18 protein-coding genes and 1 pseudogene are annotated in these 17863 nt (G+C 75.7%); 13 read left to right on the top strand and 6 right to left on the bottom strand.

From position 1 onward, the window contains the following. Positions 1-62 precede the first annotated feature (62 nt). The 4 genes from P3T27_RS12105 (at position 63) to P3T27_RS12090 (ending at position 1522) form a co-directional block, all read left to right on the top strand. Complete coding sequence (locus P3T27_RS12105) at positions 63-455, top strand: STAS domain-containing protein (protein WP_280677386.1); 393 nt, start codon at positions 63-65, stop codon at positions 453-455. A 252-nt stretch (positions 456-707) separates the two neighbouring features. Next, positions 708-944: a DUF6296 family protein gene (locus tag P3T27_RS12100; RefSeq protein WP_280677384.1), complete on the top strand. Its 237-nt coding sequence runs from the start codon at positions 708-710 to the stop codon at positions 942-944. A gap of 67 nt (positions 945-1011) precedes the next feature. Next, positions 1012-1212 (top strand): hypothetical protein, encoded by a 201-nt coding sequence (locus P3T27_RS12095; protein WP_280677382.1) that lies wholly within the window; start codon positions 1012-1014, stop codon positions 1210-1212. Between the two features lie 40 nt (positions 1213-1252). Beyond that, positions 1253-1522: a hypothetical protein gene (locus P3T27_RS12090; protein ID WP_280677380.1), complete on the top strand. Its 270-nt coding sequence runs from the start codon at positions 1253-1255 to the stop codon at positions 1520-1522. 95 nt (positions 1523-1617) lie between these two features. Here P3T27_RS12090 and P3T27_RS12085 read toward each other — a convergent pair. Both P3T27_RS12085 and P3T27_RS12080 read right to left on the bottom strand, forming a co-directional pair. Continuing rightward, a pseudogene (locus tag P3T27_RS12085) lies at positions 1618-1743 on the bottom strand (RidA family protein); the annotation flags it as partial. Between the two features lie 43 nt (positions 1744-1786). Next, a complete protein-coding gene (locus P3T27_RS12080) occupies positions 1787-2044 on the bottom strand; it encodes a hypothetical protein (RefSeq protein ID WP_280677378.1) in 258 nt (85 codons plus the stop codon). Between the two features lie 83 nt (positions 2045-2127). Here P3T27_RS12080 and P3T27_RS12075 point away from each other — a divergent pair, with 83 nt between their 5' ends. After that, positions 2128-2931 carry a methyltransferase domain-containing protein gene (locus P3T27_RS12075; protein ID WP_280677377.1) on the top strand — a complete coding sequence of 268 codons (804 nt, stop codon included), beginning with the start codon at positions 2128-2130 and terminating at the stop codon, positions 2929-2931. Positions 2932-3126: 195 nt separating this feature from the next. Here P3T27_RS12075 and P3T27_RS12070 read toward each other — a convergent pair whose 3' ends face one another. Next, a complete protein-coding gene (locus P3T27_RS12070) occupies positions 3127-3915 on the bottom strand; it encodes a VOC family protein (RefSeq protein WP_280677375.1) in 789 nt (262 codons plus the stop codon). Between the two features lie 224 nt (positions 3916-4139). Between P3T27_RS12070 and P3T27_RS12065 the strand changes: the two genes are divergently transcribed. Further along, on the top strand, positions 4140-4838 hold the full coding sequence (locus tag P3T27_RS12065) for a hypothetical protein (protein ID WP_280677373.1): 699 nt from the start codon (positions 4140-4142) through the stop codon (positions 4836-4838). Positions 4839-4878: 40 nt separating this feature from the next. Here P3T27_RS12065 and P3T27_RS12060 read toward each other — a convergent pair whose 3' ends face one another. Next, positions 4879-5478: a MarR family transcriptional regulator gene (locus P3T27_RS12060; protein WP_280677371.1), complete on the bottom strand. Its 600-nt coding sequence runs from the start codon at positions 5476-5478 to the stop codon at positions 4879-4881. 235 nt (positions 5479-5713) lie between these two features. On the opposite strand from P3T27_RS12060, the gene P3T27_RS12055 reads away from it, so the two are divergent. From P3T27_RS12055 to P3T27_RS12045, 3 genes are all read left to right on the top strand, one after another. Beyond that, positions 5714-6913, top strand: coding sequence for a cytochrome P450 (locus tag P3T27_RS12055; RefSeq protein WP_280677369.1), 1200 nt, complete (start codon positions 5714-5716; stop codon positions 6911-6913). A gap of 142 nt (positions 6914-7055) precedes the next feature. Beyond that, entirely contained in the window at positions 7056-7253 is a 198-nt protein-coding gene (locus tag P3T27_RS12050; RefSeq protein WP_280677367.1) for a ferredoxin, read from the top strand. After that, positions 7250-8449 (top strand): FAD-dependent oxidoreductase, encoded by a 1200-nt coding sequence (locus P3T27_RS12045; RefSeq protein WP_280677365.1) that lies wholly within the window; start codon positions 7250-7252, stop codon positions 8447-8449. The genes P3T27_RS12050 and P3T27_RS12045 overlap by 4 nt, the downstream gene beginning before the upstream one ends. A 46-nt stretch (positions 8450-8495) precedes the next feature. On the opposite strand, the gene P3T27_RS12040 is transcribed toward P3T27_RS12045, so the two are convergent. After that, entirely contained in the window at positions 8496-11537 is a 3042-nt protein-coding gene (locus P3T27_RS12040) for an amidohydrolase family protein (RefSeq protein WP_280677363.1), read from the bottom strand. 492 nt (positions 11538-12029) lie between these two features. Between P3T27_RS12040 and P3T27_RS12035 the strand changes: the two genes are divergently transcribed. From P3T27_RS12035 to P3T27_RS12025, 3 genes are all read left to right on the top strand, one after another. Continuing rightward, positions 12030-12818 carry a phytanoyl-CoA dioxygenase family protein gene (locus P3T27_RS12035; protein WP_280677361.1) on the top strand — a complete coding sequence of 263 codons (789 nt, stop codon included), beginning with the start codon at positions 12030-12032 and terminating at the stop codon, positions 12816-12818. Then, positions 12815-13810, top strand: coding sequence for an AraC family transcriptional regulator (locus tag P3T27_RS12030; protein ID WP_280677359.1), 996 nt, complete (start codon positions 12815-12817; stop codon positions 13808-13810). The genes P3T27_RS12035 and P3T27_RS12030 overlap by 4 nt, the downstream gene beginning before the upstream one ends. 811 nt (positions 13811-14621) lie before the next feature. Then, positions 14622-15044 carry a hypothetical protein gene (locus tag P3T27_RS12025; protein ID WP_280677357.1) on the top strand — a complete coding sequence of 141 codons (423 nt, stop codon included), beginning with the start codon at positions 14622-14624 and terminating at the stop codon, positions 15042-15044. A 103-nt stretch (positions 15045-15147) separates the two neighbouring features. Here P3T27_RS12025 and P3T27_RS12020 read toward each other — a convergent pair whose 3' ends face one another. Further along, a complete protein-coding gene (locus P3T27_RS12020) occupies positions 15148-16149 on the bottom strand; it encodes an Lrp/AsnC family transcriptional regulator (RefSeq protein ID WP_348534084.1) in 1002 nt (333 codons plus the stop codon). 199 nt (positions 16150-16348) lie between these two features. Here P3T27_RS12020 and P3T27_RS12015 point away from each other — a divergent pair, with 199 nt between their 5' ends. Beyond that, the gene (locus P3T27_RS12015; protein ID WP_280677353.1) at positions 16349-17680 is read left to right on the top strand and encodes a carboxylesterase family protein; all 1332 of its coding nucleotides are present in this window, start codon (positions 16349-16351) and stop codon (positions 17678-17680) included. Positions 17681-17863 lie beyond the last annotated feature (183 nt).

Below are 17863 nucleotides of genomic sequence, written 5' to 3'. Positions count from 1 at the left end.
CTCGGCGCGACCCGCCGGCCGGGGCCGGGACGAAGGGAACCGAGACGAAGGGAACCGAGACCATGACCCGCCGACCGCCCGCCACGGACCCCGCCCCCGGGCCGGTCGGGCTCACCGTGCAGGCCCGGCCGTGGGCCCGGGGCACCGTCCTCGCCCTGTACGGGGAACTCGACCTCGACTCGGTCGACGCCCTGTGGGCGGCCCTCGACGCCGCCCTGGCCGCGCCCGCCGCCGTCGTCGTGATCGACTGCGCCGGGCTGGAGTTCTGCGACTCCACCGGGCTCGACGCGATGTTCCGGGCCCAGGACCGCGCGGCGGCCCGGGGCAGCCGGATCGAACTGGCCCGACCCCGGCCGCCGGTGCTGCGGATGCTCGAACTGACCGGCGCCACCGACGTCCTCCCGGTCCGGGACGCCCCGCCGTCCGGGCCTGGTCGACCAACCGGTCGGGAGTGAACTCCACGCAGCACAGGGAGTGACCGAGGGTGGTCACGGGAGCCCGAATCCGTCGATGCTTCCCCGGGTCCCGCCACACCCGAGCGGCCGGCCGGGAAAGCCCCGGTCCGGCCATGGCCGCGTCGGCCATACCGGTCGGCACGATCGCCGTCATGGCCTGATCGGGGCCCGAACGGTGCTCACCGTTCGGGTACGACGGCCCGGCTCGGGAGGAGAATCGGCACAGGGCGGGAAACGAACGGGAGGCCGGTCATGAGGAGCCTCAATCGCCGCTACGCGGTGACCTTGCCGGGACCGATCGGCGGACACGCGCCGCCGGCCGTCGTGGTGGTCCACGCCACCGACGCCGTCGGGCCCGGTGGAACCCTCGTCTGGGAGAACGCGGACGGTGACCTGCGGGTCGAGATATTCGGCGAGGTGGCCACCGTCCTGACGGCGCCCGCCGGTGTCCTGCCGCACCCCTGCCTGCAGGCGGTACCCCTGCCGTGAGTGCCCGGCCGGCCCCGGCCGGCGCCTCACGGGCAGGGGCGGAGACCGCGGGACCGTTCGGAACCCGATGGTTCCGGTTGCCACCGCCGTTGCCGCCGTGGTCGGCGTCGTGACCACCGCCGGCCAGGGGGACCTCGTCCACGACAACGGCAACGGCAGCCGGAGGGACGTGACCGTCTCCTCCGGCAGGTGGGGGCAGAGCCTGTCGTGGCGGATCTGCCGTTCGGGCGGCGGCGGTTGCTCGCCCTGGCTCTGCGAGACCGCCTGACCCGGTCCCTCACGCGGCAGCCCGGTCCTGGCTCCTCCCGATGCCGGGCACCCGCCGCGCGTGCGCGCACCTGGGCGCCTACGCGGCTCTCAGCGCGCAAGCCACCCTGGGTGACCTGGCCGGCCAGGACGGCACCGCGCCGGCCTACGCACAGAGCGACCAGAGCCGACCCGCCGTCAACACCTGCCTGGCGTCCGCGACGACGCTCTGGCTGCCGGTGTACGCGCTGGCGGCAGTCCTCCTGACCGTGCTCGGCGGCTGGCTGGTGGGCAGGGCCGGCGCGAGGCGGACGGCAACCGGGGACCGGTGACGCGGGTCCTCCGGGCCCGCTACGGACGCCCGGCTCCCGCCGCCCCGACGCCGTGCCCCGACGCCGCGCCCCGACGCCGCGCCCCGCGAGCGGGCTCAGGCGGGCAGCTTCGTGTCGACGATGAAGACGATGAAGCTGATCTCGATGGCCTGGCCGGGGAAGGCCAGTTCGGTGACACCGAGGACCGTGCTGGCCGGGCGGTGGCCGCCGCAGTACGCCCGGACCGAAAGCGCGGACCCGGACGGCGCCCTTCCCGGGCCCGGGTCACCGGCCGGGGGCGGCGTCGTCCAGGATGGCGAGCAGGCGGGCGTGGACGGTGGCGGCGGCCTCGCGGGTGACCGGGTCGGTGTCGTCCAGGTGGCCGGCGATCAGCTCGGCGGCTGCGGCCAGGACCGGGACGGGGACGGTGGCCTCGCGCAGGTGGCGGAGCTGGGAGGCGGCCCGTTCGCCGGGCGTGGCCGTGGTGGGGGCGTGGGGGATCAGGGCGCTGATGCCCCGGGGGAGCTGCTGACTGCCGGTCATCCGTCCATTCTCCCGTGCGCAGGCCGGGTGGTGATCACCACGGGGCCGGCTCCGCGCCCGTGCCCGTCTGCCAGAATCGCCGCATGGCTGAGCACGACGACGACCGCGGCTATCTGCTGGACAACAGGCAGAAGGAGGCCGGTACCCGCTTCGGCGCCCTCGCCGAGCTGTTCGACCCGGTGACGTTCCGGCACGTCGACCGGCTCGGCATCGGCGCCGGCATGCGGTGCTGGGAGGTCGGCGCCGGCGGCCCCTCCGTCCCGATCGGCCTGGCCGAACGCGTCGGTCCGACGGGGACGGTCGTCGCGACCGACATCGACGTGTCCTGGACCCGGGACGTCGCCGGAGACGTGATCGAGGTGCTGTCCCACGACGTGGCGGCCGATCCGCCGCCGCCCGGCGGATTCGACCTCGTGCACGCCCGGCTGGTCCTGGTGCACGTCACCGACCGCGCCGAGGCCCTGCGCCGGATGGTCCAGGCGCTACGGCCCGGCGGCTGGCTGCTCCTGGAGGACGCCGACCCCGGGCTGCAGCCGCTGCTGTGCCCGGACGAGTCCGGCCCCGAACAGCGGCTCGCCAACCGGCTGCGCTCCGGCTTCCGCACCCTGATGGCGGCCCGCGGCGCGGACCTCGCGTACGGGCGGACCCTTCCCCGGGTGCTGCGCGAAGCCGGGCTGGAGGACGTGCAGGCCGACGCGTACTTCCCGATCACCTCCCCGGCGTGCGCCGTCCTGGAGGACGCGACGGTCCGCCAGATCCGCCACCAGCTCACCGGGCACGGCCTCGCCACCGACGAGGAGATCGACCGCCACTTGGCGAACGTCGCCACCGGGCGACTCGACCTCGCCACCGCCCCGATGATCTCCGCGTGGGCCCGCCGCCCGTGACCCCGCCGCCGCGGGCCGGCGGCTCCGGGTGGCCCGGGCGCGCGCCCGGCCGTCCGCACGCCCGGCCGTCCGCACCAGCTGGCACGGGCCCGTCGGCGCGACGCCGGGCGGCGCCGCTGGTGGCGCTCCACGTCCCGCCCGCCCGGGAGCTCCCGGGCGGGCGGGACGAGGCCTTCGCCGCACGCGCCTCGCGGCCTACAGCGCCTGCATCGGGCCGGGCTTGATCACCGCGAACGGGGCGCCCTGCGCGTCGGCGACCACCGACATCCGCCCGGCCACCATGTCGAACGGCGGGGCGAGGACGCTGCCGCCGCGCTTGACCAGGGCGTCCACGGTGGAGTCCACGTCGTCGACCGAGAAGTAGGTCAGCCAGTGCGCGGGGGTGCCGGGCGGGTCGTTGGCGAGCAGCGTGAGGCCGCCGACGGTGCGGCCGCCGACCCGCAGCTCCCAGTACTGCTCGGCGCCCTCCGCGGGCTCGATCTCGATGCCGAACGCCTCGCCGTAGAAGGCGGTGGCGCCGGGCGCGTCGTTGGTGTGCAGCTCGTTCCAGGTCAGGGCGCCGGCCTCGTTGACGACCCGGGCGCCGAAGAACTCGCCGGGCTGCCAGACGCCGAACACGGCGCCCTGCGGGTCGGCGGCGATCAGCATCCTGCCGAGCGTGCCGACGTCCATGACCGGGATCAGCAGGGTGCCGCCCGCGGCGACGATCGCGTCCTGGGTGGCCTGGGCGTCGGTGCTGGCCAGGTAGCTGGTCCACACGGTCGGCGGGGTCGGCATCCCCTCGGGGGCCATCGCCGGGCCGATGCCGGCGGCGGCCCTGCCGTTCAGCTCGCAGACCGCGTACCCGCCGAACTCGGCCGGGCCGACCTGCCCCTGCCAGCCGAACAGGTCGCGGTAGAGGTCCAGCGCCGCCTGCTGGTCCTTCGCCATCAGATCGACCCAGCACGGGGTACCGGTCGCGTACGCAGTGGTGACTTCGGGCATCTCTCGCTCTTCCTGGTGAGGCCCCCGGCAGTCACCCTGGCGTCGCGGACCGGAGTCCGCCACCCGACACGCCGCCCTCCCCGCCTGCCGCCTGCCCGCCACCGTCCCCGTAGGCCGGCGGCGGCCCCGGCGGCCCGACGACCGAAAGCCCTTTCGAGGTGGGCGCCGTTCATGGCAGGCTTCGGCCCGCCCGCACCACCATCACCGCAGGGAGCCGTTCCACCGTGCGCCGAAGCATCCTCCTGGCCACCGCCGCAACCGCCGCCGCCCTGGCCGCGCTCACCGGCTGCGACGGCGGCGACCCCGCGCCGTCCGTCGCGGCCGCCGTGCCGGGGGCCTTCGACCCGGCGCAGGCCGTGGCGAACGCGGGCAAGGAGCCGTACGCCGTCTCGGTCCGGGCGACGGGCGAGCCCGACGGCGGGGTGATCACGGCGCGGCAGAACCTCAACACGGTGAACACCGGCCGCCGGGAGCAGAAGCGCGCCGACGGCACGACCCTGGAGTTCGTCACCACCGCCGACGCCGAGTTCATCCGCGGTCACGACGCCAGTGGCAGCTGGCTGAAGACCCGGAGGTCCTCCGGCGCCTCGGAGTTCGACTTCGGCGGCTTCGCCCCGCTGCTGCTCGCCCAGGGGCCGGCCGCCCGTAAGGGCATGGAGACCCGGGACGGCGTCCCGGTCTACCACCTCGCCGGCCACCTGGGCCTGGAGCAGCTCGCCCAGGCGTCCGCCCCGACCCACGCCATGGCGAAGGTCCAGGGCCTCACGGGCATCGACCTCGACCAGTGGATCGACGCGCAGGGCCGCACCCGCTACGTCGAGGAGCGGATGGTGCTGGAGGGGAAGGCGGCCGTCGCCAGGATGACCTTCAGCGACTTCGGCCCGGCCGAGACCTTCGACGCCCCGACCGGGACCATCGTCTGACCGCACCCGGCAGGCCGGGCGGCGACCGTCCTCGGCCGCGTCAGACGCACTGACGCGGGCCCGAGCCGGCGCTCCCGGCGCTCCCGGCACCCTCCGTGCTCCCGGCGCCCTCCGCGCCCCCGGCGACGTCGGCCGTCCGGCCCAAGGGAGCGGCGTCCTCGGACAGCATCGTGATCCGGACCTGGCGCACGTACCGGTCGACCAGGTGGCGCAGCACGCTGACGGTGGCGGCGACGTCCGGCTCCGGGATGCCGTCCAGCGCGTTGGTCAGGCCGGTGATGTTGGCCTGTTTCAGACGGTTGAGCATCGCCCGGCCCTCGGCCGTGAGCGCCACCTGCCGGGCCCGGCGGTCCAGCGTGTCCGGGGTGCGCTCCACCAGCTGCTGGCCCTGCAGCCGGTCGATCTGCCGCGTGACGTGGGAGGGCTTGACCATCAGCCGGGCGGCCAGGTCGCCCACCCGGCTGGCCTCCTCGGCCTCGGCGAGCGCGCGTAGGAGGTAGACGTCCGAGCGGGCCGCCGTGATGCCGGCCCGGGCCGTCTGGCGTTCGTGTTCCTGCGAACGGGTCAGCAGGTAGGCCAGCGAGGCCAGCACCGCCTCCAGTTCCGAGGTGGCGGTCCGATTGTCTGTCGCGTCTGGCATGGGGGGAACTGTAGCGATCCCGCCCGGGTGGTGGCCCTGGTGTCGACCTCTGACCGGTTTTCGGACAGATTCGTCCGTCGCCCGATGGGCCCTTTCGTCACCACGGACCGCGAGTTAGCGTGACGGTAAGTTAGTTGCTTAGGGCACATAACTGTCCTGGGTGCTACCCCCACGGCACCGCGGGCCCATCCGCTCGGCGCCGTCGGCATATCCCGCTCCGAGAAGGGAGCCCATGATGGCCACTGCCGCTCAGACCCCCCGGTTCACCCACCCCGCCGCCCGCGGCGCCTGCCCGTTCGCCCCGCCGCCGGCCTACCAGCAGGCCCAGCAGGAGGAGCCGATCAGCCGCATCTCGCTCTGGGACGGCGCCCCCAGCTGGCTGGTCACCCGCCACGAGGACATCAAGGCCGTGCTCAGCGACGCCCGCTTCAGCTCGGACGCCACCCGCTCCGGCTTCCCGTTCGTCAGCGCCGGCGCCCGGCAGCTGGGCACCGGTCAGCTCACCTTCCTCCGGATGGACGACCCGGAGCACGCCCGCCTGCGCCGGATGCTCACCGGCGAATTCATGATCAAGAAGGTCGAGGCGCTGCGCCCCGAAGTCCAGCGCATCGCCGACGAGCTGCTGGACGCGATGACCGACGGCCGCTCCTCCGGCGACCTGGTCCGCGAGTTCGCGCTCCCGCTGCCGTCCCTGGTCATCTGCCTGCTGCTCGGCGTTCCCTACCAGGACCACGACTTCTTCCAGGAGTGCGGCCGGGTCCTGCTGAGCCGCGAGGCGACGGTCGAGGAGGTGCGGGGCGCGCAGGACCGCCTGGTCGACTACCTGATCAAGCTCACCGACGCCAAGCGCACCGAGCCCGACGACGGCATCCTCAGCCGCCTGGTGGCCCGCGGCGAGCTGAGCACCGAGGAGATCGGTGCGATGGGCCGGCTGCTGCTGGTCGCCGGGCACGAGACCACGGCGAACATGACCGCGCTCTCCGTCCTGGCCCTGCTGCAGAACCCCGACCAGCTCGCCCACCTGCGCGCGCACCCGGAGTCGGTCGCCGGCGCGGTCGAGGAACTGCTGCGCTACCTGACCATCGTGCACTCCGGTCTGACCCGGGTCGCCGCCGAGGACGTCACCGTGGGCGGGGTCCGGATCCGGGCGGGCGAGGGCGTGATCTGCATGGTCAGCGCCGCGAACCGGGACGAGCAGCAGTTCCCGGGCGGAGACGGGCTCGACCTCTCCCGCGACGCGCGCCGGCACCTGGCGTTCGGCTTCGGCGTCCACCAGTGCCTGGGGCAGCCGCTGGCCCGGCTGGAACTGCAGATCGCGCTGAACACCATCCTGCGGCGGCTGCCCGAACTGCGCCTGGCCGTACCGTTCGAGGAGGTCCGCTTCCGCGGCGAGATGCTCATCTACGGCGTCCACGAGCTGCCGCTCGCCTGGTGACGCGGCGTCACCGGAACCGGCCCGGCTGACCGGCCGTCACCTCCACCGCCGGCCCCGCCGCGCTTCCCACCCCACCCCACCCCACCCCACCACCCGCCGCCCCCGGCGGAGTCCGAACCAGCCATGTCCCGAAGGGAAACCCATGCTCGTCCACATCGACCAGGAGAAGTGCTGCGGCGCCGGGCACTGCGTGCTCGCCGCCCCCGAGGTCTTCGACCAGCGGGACGAGGACGGCATCGTCGTCCTGCTCGATGCCGAGCCGCCCGCCGAACTCCACCAGGGCGTCCAGGACGCCGCCGCGGTCTGCCCGGCCGCGGCGATCCGCCTGGAGCGGGTGTGACCGCTCTGCGGGAGGTGGCCGTCGTCGGGGCCGGCGCGGCGGGCCTGCACGCCGTCGAGGCGCTGCGCCGGGCCGGCTACGACGGCCGCCTCACCCTGATCGGTGCCGAGACCGAGCCGCCCTACGACCGGCCGCCGCTGTCCAAGCACCTGCTCGGCGGGCAGTGGCAGCCGGACCGCCTGGCGCTGCGCGCCCCGCAGGCCCTGCGCGAGCTCGACCTCGATCTGCGCCTGGGGGTACGGGCCGAGCGCCTGGACCGCCAGGGCCGGGCCGTGCGGCTGGCCGACGGCCACCGGGTGCGCTGCGAGGCCGTCATCCTGGCCACCGGCGTGCGCCCGCGCCGGCTGCCCGGCGCCGAGGCGCCGCTGGCCGGAGCCCACGTCCTGCGCACCCTCGCGGACGCCCTCGCCCTGCGCGATGAACTGCGCCCGGGCGTAAGGCTGTTGGTGGTCGGCGGCGGGCTGCTCGGGGCCGAGGCCGCGGCCACCGCCGTCGGACTCGGCGCCGAGGTGACCTGGCTGGTCTCCACCGCCGCACCGCTGGCCGCCGTGCTGGGCACCGAGACGGCCGCGCTGCTGGCCGGCCTGCACCGCGAGCACGGGGTGCGGATCCGCCAGGGCGTGGCCCGGGCGGTCACCGAACGGCACGGCCGCGCCACCGGCGTCCGGCTGGCCGACGGCTCCCACGTCGCCGCCGACGCCGTCCTGATGGCCATCGGATCCGAACCGGCCACCGAGTGGCTGGCCGACAGCGGCGTCCCGCTGGACGACGGCGTGGCCTGCGACGCCTACTGCGCCGCCGGCCCCGGCGTCTGGGCGGCCGGCGACGCCGCCTCCTGGCCCGACCCGCGCACCGGCCGCCGCCGGCGCCTCGAACAGCGCACCAACGCCACCGAACAGGCACTGCACGCCGCCCGCAACCTCCTGGCCGGCCCGGACAGCGCCCGCCAGCCCTACGACCCGGTCCCGTACCTGTGGACCGACCAGTACGGGCTGCGGGTCCAGGCCTACGGCAGCCCGGGCGACGCCGACCGGTTCGAGGTGGTCGACGGCAGCCTCACCGAGCGGCGCTTCGCCGCCGCCTGCGCACGCGACGGGCTGCTCCGCGGAGCGGTCGGCATCGCCTGCGCCCGGGCGCTGCGCGACCTGCGCGCGCAGCTGGCCGCGCACGGCCCGTGGCCGCCCGGGGCGCAGTGAGCCCAGCCGGGGCGGCCCGGCAGTACCTCCCCGCGTCGACGGGCGCTCAGGGCGCGCAGCAGCCGTCCCGCCGCAGGGCCTGGCCGATCGCGTACCAGTCCTCGTCCCGGCCCGCCGCCCCCTGCGCCGCCGCCCCCTCCAGCGGCCGGGCCTGATCGCCCACCAGGTCCTGGCGGCGGTGGACGAAGCCGTCGCGCATCACCCACGACGTGCGGGCCAGGTCCGCGAAGTCGCGGAACGGATCGCCCTCGACCACCGTCAGATCCGCCAGCTTGCCCGCCTCCACCGTGCCGAGGTCGTCCTCGACCCCGAACAGCCGGGCCGGCACCACCGTCGCGCTGCGCAGCGCCTGGGCCGTGGACAGCCCGGCGTAGCGGTGCAGCGCGCGCAGCCCGAGGTGCACCTGGAGGCCGATCGGCGTGAGCGGGGCGTCCGTGCCCATGGCCAGGGCCCCGCCGTCGTCCAGGATCCTGCGGTAGACCGCCATCTCCAGCTGCACGGCGCGCCGCTGCTGCGCCGTGGCCGCCGTCCGGGCCTGGCGCTGCACGCCGACGGCGTCCCACGGGGGCATCAGCGCGGTGACCCGGGCGTCCTCGGCCAGTGACGGGTCGTCACCGAGCAGGTAGAACGCGGAGAAGGGGGTGATGACGACGGCGAAGTCGCCGCCGCGGTAGATCTCGTGGACGTCCTGGTAGGTGTGTCCGGTGGGGGAGAGCACCCGGCCGTACTCCTGCCGCTGGGTGGCCGACAGGTGGGTCGTCAGGTCCTGCCCCAGCTGGACCCCGGGCGTCAGCAGGTGGCTGCCGGCCGGGACGCCGAGGCGCTCGTGCGCCGTCCGGGCCGCCTGTGCCATGATCCAGCCGGGCGCGCGCACGTATGTCTTGACGAAGTCGTAGTCGAGCGCCACGGCACGCTCCAGGCTGCGCCGCACGCCCTCGGGGGTGCGGTGGGCGCGGCCCATGCTGTACGCGACGCGGGCGCCGTCGAGCAGTTCGCCGGTGGTGAGGAACCGGGGCCCGTCCATCACCCCGGCGTCGACGGACTCGCGGATGCGCGCCTGCTCGTAGGCGAAGCCTCCCAGCGACGCGGTGCCGGTGATCCCGTAGGCCAGGTTCAGGCGGGTCTGGCGCCCGCCGTAGGTGTTCTGGTACGGGTGCGTGTGGGCGTCCCACAGGCCCGGCAGGACGGTGCAGCCGGTGGCGTCGATCAGCCGCTCTCCCGCGCGGCGCGCGCCCGGGCGGTGCGGCTCGACGGCGGTGATGCGGTTGCCGGAGACGACGATGTCGACGTCCTCGCGGACGTCGTCGCCGGTGCCGTCCCAGAGCCGGGCGGCGTGGATGCGGGTGACGTCGGAGCGGGGCGGCAGGCTGCGGGACGTGCGCAGGGGGAGGGCGACGGTGCGCAGGCCGGTGCCGTCCGGGCCGATCAGCCGCAGCCGTCCGTTGGAGAGGTAGAGCAGCCGGGTGGAGTCGCCCGACCAGGAGGGGTGGTCGGCCGCCTCGTCGGTGAGCCGGCGCGGCCGGCCCGTGGGCGAGCCGTCCGGCCCGACCGGCAGGACCCAGAGGGCGGATTCCACGACGAGCGCCAGCCACGCGCCGTCGGGCGACCAGACCGGTCCGCTGTCGCAGCGGTCGGAGACCGAGGTGTGCGGCAGCGGCAGGAAGGCCGTGGAGCCCTTGTCGCGGGTGTCGATCACGCGGATGACGTTGTAGCCCTCGCGGAAGCGCTGGTTGAGGCGGTTGCGGTCGCACAGCGCGAGGTAGCGGCCGTCGGGGGACCAACTGGGCCGTCCCGGAAGGCCGTTGCCGCCCAGTGGCGCGGCGAGCAGGGTCTCCGTCCCGGTGGCGAGGTCGACGAGGAGGAGGTTGCCGGTGACGTCCTGGCAGGCCAGCCGGGTGCCGTCGGGGGAGAGCGCCGGGTTGAAGCGGCCTCCCGTGGCGAGCACCGTGTCGGCGCCGCCCTCCAGCGTCAGCCGGTGGACCGCGGCCAGGCCGTCGCCGCCGCTGCCACCGCCGTCGTACACGTACAGGACGCTGCGGCCGTCCCTGCTCCACGAGGGCATCTGCACGTAGTGGGAGGGGTCCGCCTGGAGGAGCTTGCGGGGCTGACCGCCGATCGGCAGCAGCCACAGGGCGTTGAGCGCGCAGAAGACGACGGAGCGCCCGTCGGGGGAGAGCGCGGGCAGGTGGACGCCGAGCACGGCCCGGTCGTCGGTGGAGTCGAAGTCGCGCACCTTGCGCCGGTACTCGGGGCGGCTCGGCACGTCCGTCCGGGCGGTGAACGGGATCCGCCCGGCCGTGTCCAGCGCGGGGGAGCGGTCGGTGATCCGGCCGTCGGCGAAGTAGACGAGCCCGCCGTCGGGAGTCCAGCAGGGCGGCAGCGGGGAGACGTCCTCGCCGCCGGAGACCACCTCGCCGTCGACGGCCAGCGAGGCGCTCGCCGCGGTGTAGGAGGTGGCGGCGGAGGCGTCGCCGACCCACACGTACGCCAGCCGGCCGTCCCGGGACACCACGGGGCAGACCACGCTGCCGCTGTCCACCGTGCGCTGGACGCTCACCGGCCCGCCCGAGGCCGGCACGGAGGCGATGGTCCGAGCGCCGGCGTCGTCCGCGCGGACGAAGAGGATCCGGTCGCCGTCCGGGTGCCAGGAGGGGTCGTAGTCCTCGACCCCGGCCCGGTCGGTCAGACGCGCCAGCCTGCCGGTGGCGACCTCCACGGTCCACACGTCGTACGAGCCGCCGGACACCGCGTCACCCGCGCGCTCGGAGGCGAAGGCGAGGTGCGATCCGTCCGGGGACCAGGCCGCGCCCCGGTCGTCCCACGGCCCCGAGGTCAGCTGCCGCAGGTTCGTCCCGTCCGGGGACATCGTCCACAGGTGGAAGCCCCCGTCCTGGTACGCGCAGAAGGCGAGGGCCGAACCGTCCGGCGACCACGCCGGGCGCGTCGGCTCCAGCCCGGGGACGGTCAGCGCGGTCGCCGCGCCGCCGCCCCGCGCCAGCGCCCACAGGACGCCCTGGACCTCGATGACCAGCCGCCCGCCGTCGGGAGAGAGGGCGACGGCGGCGTTGGTGCCCTCCGTGAACGCCACCGTCCTCGACCGGCGCCCGGCCGCGGCGCCCGCCCCCTCGGCGCCCGCGCCCGCCGGGAAGGGACCGAGCGCGGCACCGGCACCCGCGAGTGCCGCCGCCCCGATGAACCCCCGCCGACTGACCCCCCGCGCGTGCCCACTCCTGGAGAACGACACACCCTCTCCCTTCCACCACGACCAGAGCGCGTTGCGCCGATGCGATCGCCACCGCCCGCCACACGGCCGGGCGGCAGCCCCGAAACCGCCCGCCGCCGCGCACCCGCGCGCCCCCGCGGTCAGGCGGGTCCAACCGTCCTCATTATTGTTCGGGGCTCGAACAGAACAACACCCCCTCCAGCACGCCGAGGCATCAACGCCCCACCCACCACCGAGAATTCACCCCTCCTGCCGCAGGCTGTCCGCAGTCGCGGCCGGGCCGATGTCCGGAAAACCCACCGGGCCGTCCGTATCGCCCCTCGGACCGGCCCGGTCCCCGCGTCTACGGTCGAGGCCATGAACGAGCCCCTCGGCCCCGACGACCTCGCCGCCTACCACGAGAACGGCTTCCTCCTCGTCCGGAACCTGATCAGCGGACAGGAGGCGGCGACGCTGCGGGAGGAGTGCCACGCCCTCGCCGCCCGCCTCGCCTCCGACGCCGACCCGACCTGGGCCAGCGCGCGCACCGTCACGGGAGCGTCCGCCGCACGCACCACCCTCAAGCACGCCCACGACACCCAGTTCCACTCGGCGGCATTCGCCCGGCTGCTGGTCGACCCCAGGTTCACCGACGTCGCGGCCGCGCTCCTCGGCGGGCCCAACGTCCAGCTGCACCACACGAAGATGTTCATCAAGCCGCCGGAGACCGGCTCGCCCTTCCCCCTGCACCAGGACCACCCGTTCTTCCCGCACGCCCGGCACACCGTCGCCGCCGCGGTCTTCCACTTCGACGACGCCCCGCAGGAGAAGGGCTGCATCCGGGCCGTCCCCGGCAGCCACCGCAAGGGCCCGCTGCCCCACGTCGAGGACGGCAGCTGGCACCTGCCGCCCGACACCTGGCGCCTCCAGGACGCCCGGCCGTGCCCGGCCCGGGCCGGCGACGTCCTGTTCTTCAACTACCTCACCGTGCACGGCTCGGGGCTGAACACCTCCGACCAGGCCCGCACCACCTGGCTGGTACAGTTCCGCGACCCCGAGGACCGGCCCACCACGGACGAGCACACCTGGTCCCTCGGCCAGGGCATGATGCTGCGCGGGATCGACCCCACCGCGCGCCGGACGGACGGGGCAGGCGAACCGAGGTGACCGAACTGGCCCGGACGGGCGCCGCCCTGCCCCTGCTCAACTCCGTACGGCTGGGCACCACCCTCGCCGGCCGACGGGTCGAGTTCGTCGACTGGGGGTTCTACCCGCCCGAGCCATGGCGCAACTACTGGCACAGCCACTCCTACTTCGAGCTCTGCTACGCCTACGCCGGACGCGGGACGTTCCGGATCGGCGGGCGGGAACACCCGGTCGAGGCCGGCCGGCTGTTCCTGGCCCGCCCCGGCGACGTCCACGAGATCACCACCGACCCCCGGGACCCGCTCGGCATCGTCTTCTGGTCCTGGACGATGGTCCCCGAACGCGCTCCACGCGGCGCCGCACCCGGCTCCCCGGATACCGCCGCCCTCCTCGACACCCTCGCGGCCGGCCCGCGCCACGTCGTCCCGGCCGCCGAGACCCCGCTGCCCCGGCTGCTGGTGACACTCGCCGAAGAGGCCGCGGCCCCGGGCCCCGCCAGCCCCGACCTGCTGGCCGCCCTCGCCCCCGCACTGGTACTCAGCTGCGCCCGCGCCGTCGCCGGCCGGCCCGCCGCCCCGCGCCCGACGCCCGCGCCGGGCGGACGCGCGGCGGCGACCGTCGCCCGGATGACCCGTTACCTCGACGACAACTTCGACCGCCCGGTCCGGGTACGGGACGTCGCCACCCAGGTCCACCTGAGCGAACGCCACGCGGCACGGCTCTTCCAGCAGGAGACGGGGTGCACGATCATCGCCTACCTGACCCGCCACCGGCTGGGCATCGCCGCGCAGCGCCTGGCCGATCCCGCGCTGCGCGCGCTGTCCGTCGCGGCCGTCGCCCGCTCCTGCGGCTACGCGGACACCCGGCACTTCAGCACCGCGTTCCGGCGGCACTGGGGCGCACTCCCGACCCAGGTACGGGCCCGGGGCGGCACCACGCACGGCCTGCCCGCAGACCGCGGCGCCGCCGTGCCCGGGGGCTTCCTCGGCCGGCCGGCCGAATCAGCCGAATGACCCGAAGCATCTCCTTGACCGACCGACTGTTCGCCGAATCCCCACGTCCAGAAAAACGATCGTCAACGAACACCAGCACCTTCGACGAAGCCCCCGACCGCCGACTGCCCCGGGCTCCCGAGGGGCAGTGATGGTGATGTGCGCCCGTCGGCGCCCGGGATTTCCGGGCGGTGGTGACGGGGCCAGGGGAAGGGGCCGGCGATGGCTGAACGGCGTGTGGGTGTCCTGTTGTCCTCGGCGGCTTTCGCCGTCCGTCTCGCCTGGCTGGCCGACCGGCGGGCGCTGATCCACGTGGTCCTGGTGCAGGTCCTCCTGGCGGCCGGGGTGGCCGGGGGACTGGTCGTGGCGCAGCGCGTGTTCGGCTCGGTGCTGGCACAGGGGCCGGCGGCGGCCGGGCGCTCGCCCGTGCTGGTGCCGGCCGTGATCGTGCTGCTGGTGACGGGCGCCGCGGCCGGCGCCCTGCGGCTGTCCGGGGCGGCGCGGATGGCGGTGCTGACGGCCAAGGTGGACCGCCTGGTGGCGGGGATGGTGCTGGAGGCCGCGGTGGCGGCCGAACTGCCGCGCTTCGAGGAGCCCGACTTCCACGACGGGCTGCAGCGGGCGGTCTTCGCCTCGCGCCGCCAGCCCGCCATGGCCGTCGTCCTCCTCGTCACGGCCTTCCAGGCGGCCCTGACCGTGGTGGCCGTGGGAGGGGCCTTCGTGGTCATGGCGTGGTGGCTGCTCCCGCTCGTGCTGCTCAGCGGTCCTCGCCGGCTACGCGGCCCACGCGTCCGCGGAGGCGGGGGCGATCCCGCTGCTGTGCGGAGCCGCCGTGCGGGACGGGGATCGGCACGACGGGGAGCAGGCGGTGCTCTTCCCCCGCGCCTGGATGTCCGACCTCGTCAAACGCGCCCGGCAGCTGGAACGGGCCGGCTGGCGGCTGCGGCCCGAGCCCTACACCGTGCTGCGCCCCGCCCCCGGCACCGGCGCCCTCCACCTGGCCGACCCGGACCGGTCCGGCCGGCCCGGCCCGGCGGTCACCGCGGTCCTGACCCAGGCACCCCAGGCCGGCGCCCCGCCGACCCGGGCCTGGCTGCTGGCGTCCATCGTCAACTGGATCGCTCGCCCCGCCACCGCCGACGCCGTCCACGCGCTGGCGGCAGCCCTGCGGCCCCTGCCCGTCCACACCGGCACCTGGCAGGACGCCCTCGCACACCTGACGGACCTGCACGCCCCTGCGGGCGGCCTCGGCTAGCCGCGACGGACGGTGGCCCCGGCGGTTCCTCGGATGCCAGGATCGGCGGGTCCGTGCGGGCCCCGCGAGACCACACCACCGCGGCCCCGCGCGGCCCGCAGGCTCACCGGGTCGGGCGGGGCAGGCCGGTGCGCTTGGCGGTGACCAGGATCGGGGTGGTCTCGACGGTGGAGATCCGCTCCAGGGCGCCGACGGTCTCGGTCAGGAAGGCGTACAGGGCGCTGAGATCGGCCACGGCCACCGCCAGCAGGAGATTGGCGGGGCCCGTGGTGGCGGCGGCGAAGCGGACCCGGGGGTGGCGGCCGAGCGCTTCGCCGGTGGCGTCCAGCGCGCCGGGGCTGACGGTCAGCCAGAGCAGCGCCTCGGCGTGGCAGCCGAGCAGCGCCAGGTCCAGCTCGGTGGCCAGCCGGACCACCCGGCCGCGGATCAGCGCGTCCACCCGGCGCCGGGCGGTGAGCGGGCTGAGGCCGGTCCGGGCGGCGAGTTCGGTGTAGCCGGCCCGGCCGTTCGCGCTCAGCGCCTCGATCAAGGGGGCGTCGAGCAGCGGTTCCGCCGGCTCGGGTGCGCCGCTCGACGGCGGGTCGGCCGACGGCGGGTCGGCCGAGAGCGGGTCGGCCGCGTGGAGCAGCGAGGTCTCCCGCTCGGAGAGCAGGCCGGCGCTCCAGGAGAACGAGGTCGGGAAGACCCGCAGCAGCGTGTGCGAGGTCCAGGAGGCGACGGCGGCGGTCGCGGGCAGGTCGCGCAGCAGCAGGGTGTCGCGGGCCTCGGGGCCGTCCAGGAAGAGGATCGTACTGATCTCGTCGCCGCCGCCCAGCACGTCCACCCAGACCGTGTCGGGCCGGCGGGCCAAGGTGGCGGCCACCACCCGGACCCGGTTCGGACGGCAGCGCACCCGCAGCGCCAGCGGGATCAGGGCGGGGAACCGGACGGGGTTGCGTACCGCGGTGGCCCGCAGCGTGCCGTCGGCGTACAGCGGGCCGGCCCGGCGGACGACCGTGCGCTCGGACAGGTCCAGGCAGTGCGCGAGCGTACGCCAGGAAGCACGGGGCGCGATCAGCAGCGCGGCGGCGATCCTGCGGTCGGTCCCGTCGAGTGAATGGCGCACCTTCGGCACTCTAGGGCACTGCCGCGTCCGCTTTTCATCACCGAACGAGCCAATACTGGCCGATCCCTTCGGCAGGCCGTACACCTGAACTGTCCAGCACGGCACGACGAGAGGGGACGGGACGGCGATGACGAACGGATCGAACGGATCGAACGGGACGGGCGGGACGAACGGGAGGGACGGCCGCGGAACGGGCCCGGTGCTCACCGCCGGGCAGGGCCGGCTGCGCGGCACGCTGGAGGGCGCGGTGGCGGCCTTCCAGGGCATCCCGTACGCGGCCTCCCCGGTGGGCGCGCTGCGCTTCGCCGCACCGCACCCGCAGCCCGCCTGGAGCGGGGTCCGGGACGCGCTGCGCCCGGGCCCGGCGGTGCCGCAGGATCCGTCCCGGCTGGAGGCCGTGATGGGGGAGCGCGAGCCGGACTGGGACGAGGACGGTTGCCTCACCCTCAACGTCTGGACGCCCCGCCAGGCCCTGCCCGCCCCCGCCGGTGCCCCCGCGACCGACACCCCCGCGCTGCGCCCGGTGCTGCTCTGGTTCCACGGCGGCGGCTTCAGCAGCGGCTGCGGCGGCTGGGACCGGTACCACGGCGCCCGCCTCGCCGAACTCGGCGGCATCGTCGTGGTCACCGCCAACTACCGCCTGGGGCCGCTGGGTTACCTGTACCTGCCGGAGTTCGGCGCGGACAACCCCGGCTGCCGCGACCAGGGCGCCGCGCTGCGCTGGGTCCGGGAGAACATCGCCGCGTTCGGCGGCGACCCCGAGTCGATCACGGTCGGCGGCCAGTCGGCCGGCGCCTATTCGGCCCTCGCGCTGGCGCTCGACCCCGCCACCGGCGGCTCCATCCGCCGGGTGATCGCCCAGAGCGGCCCGTGGGGCCTGCGCCCGCAGGACCCGGCGGACGCCGCCGCCACCGCCACCGCCTACCTGCGCCTGCTCGGCCTGGCCGGGGACCGGAGCGGCTACGAGGAGCTGCGCGCCCTGCCCGTCCAGCGCCTGCTGGAGGCCTACCGCCAGCTGGCGGCCGACCGTGGCACGCCCGGCGACCCGACCCCGCTCATGTACCCCGTCCTCGGCGGTGCGGGACTCCCGCAGCCCCTGCTCGCGGCGGCCGGCGCCGGCGGCCTGGGCGGCAAGGAGCTGCTGCTCGGCACGGTCACGGACGAGATGACGGCCTTCGGCCACCGCGGACCCGAGGGCGAGGCCGCCGCGGACCGGTTCTTCGGCGTCGGCGGTACGGAGCTGGCCGAGTACCGCGCCGCCCAGGGCACCCCGGCGTACGTCTACCGCTTCGCCCGCCGGCCGCCCACCGACGACCTCGGCCTCGGCGCCACCCACTGCGCCGAACTGCCCTTCCTCTTCGGGACCTTCGACGCCTACCCGGACGCCCCGATGCTGGGCGCCGTCAGCGCCTCGGACCGCGCCCTGGCCGCCGACTTCGCCGGCGCGCTCGCCGCGTTCACGGCCACCGGCGCCCCGGGCGGCGACTGGGCGCCGTACCGGAGCGGCGCCGACGTCGAACGGTTCGGCTGACGGCGCCGCCCACCCGGCCCATGCCCGGCCCGGCGCCCACGTCCGGCGCACGTTCAGGAACCCGGCCGGGTGACGCCGCGCCGCGCCCGCCGGTGGACGCGCCGTCCGCCGCGCCGGATCCCCGCCCCTGCCGGACCGGCTCCCGTGCACCGGTGTGCCGCCCGGCCGTCCATCCCTCCGGAG

This window comes from Kitasatospora sp. MAA19 (assembly GCF_029894125.1).
Lineage (GTDB): Bacteria > Actinomycetota > Actinomycetes > Streptomycetales > Streptomycetaceae > Kitasatospora.
The sequence above is the reverse complement of the archived record's forward strand: the minus strand, read 5'-3'. Positions and strand labels throughout refer to the sequence as shown.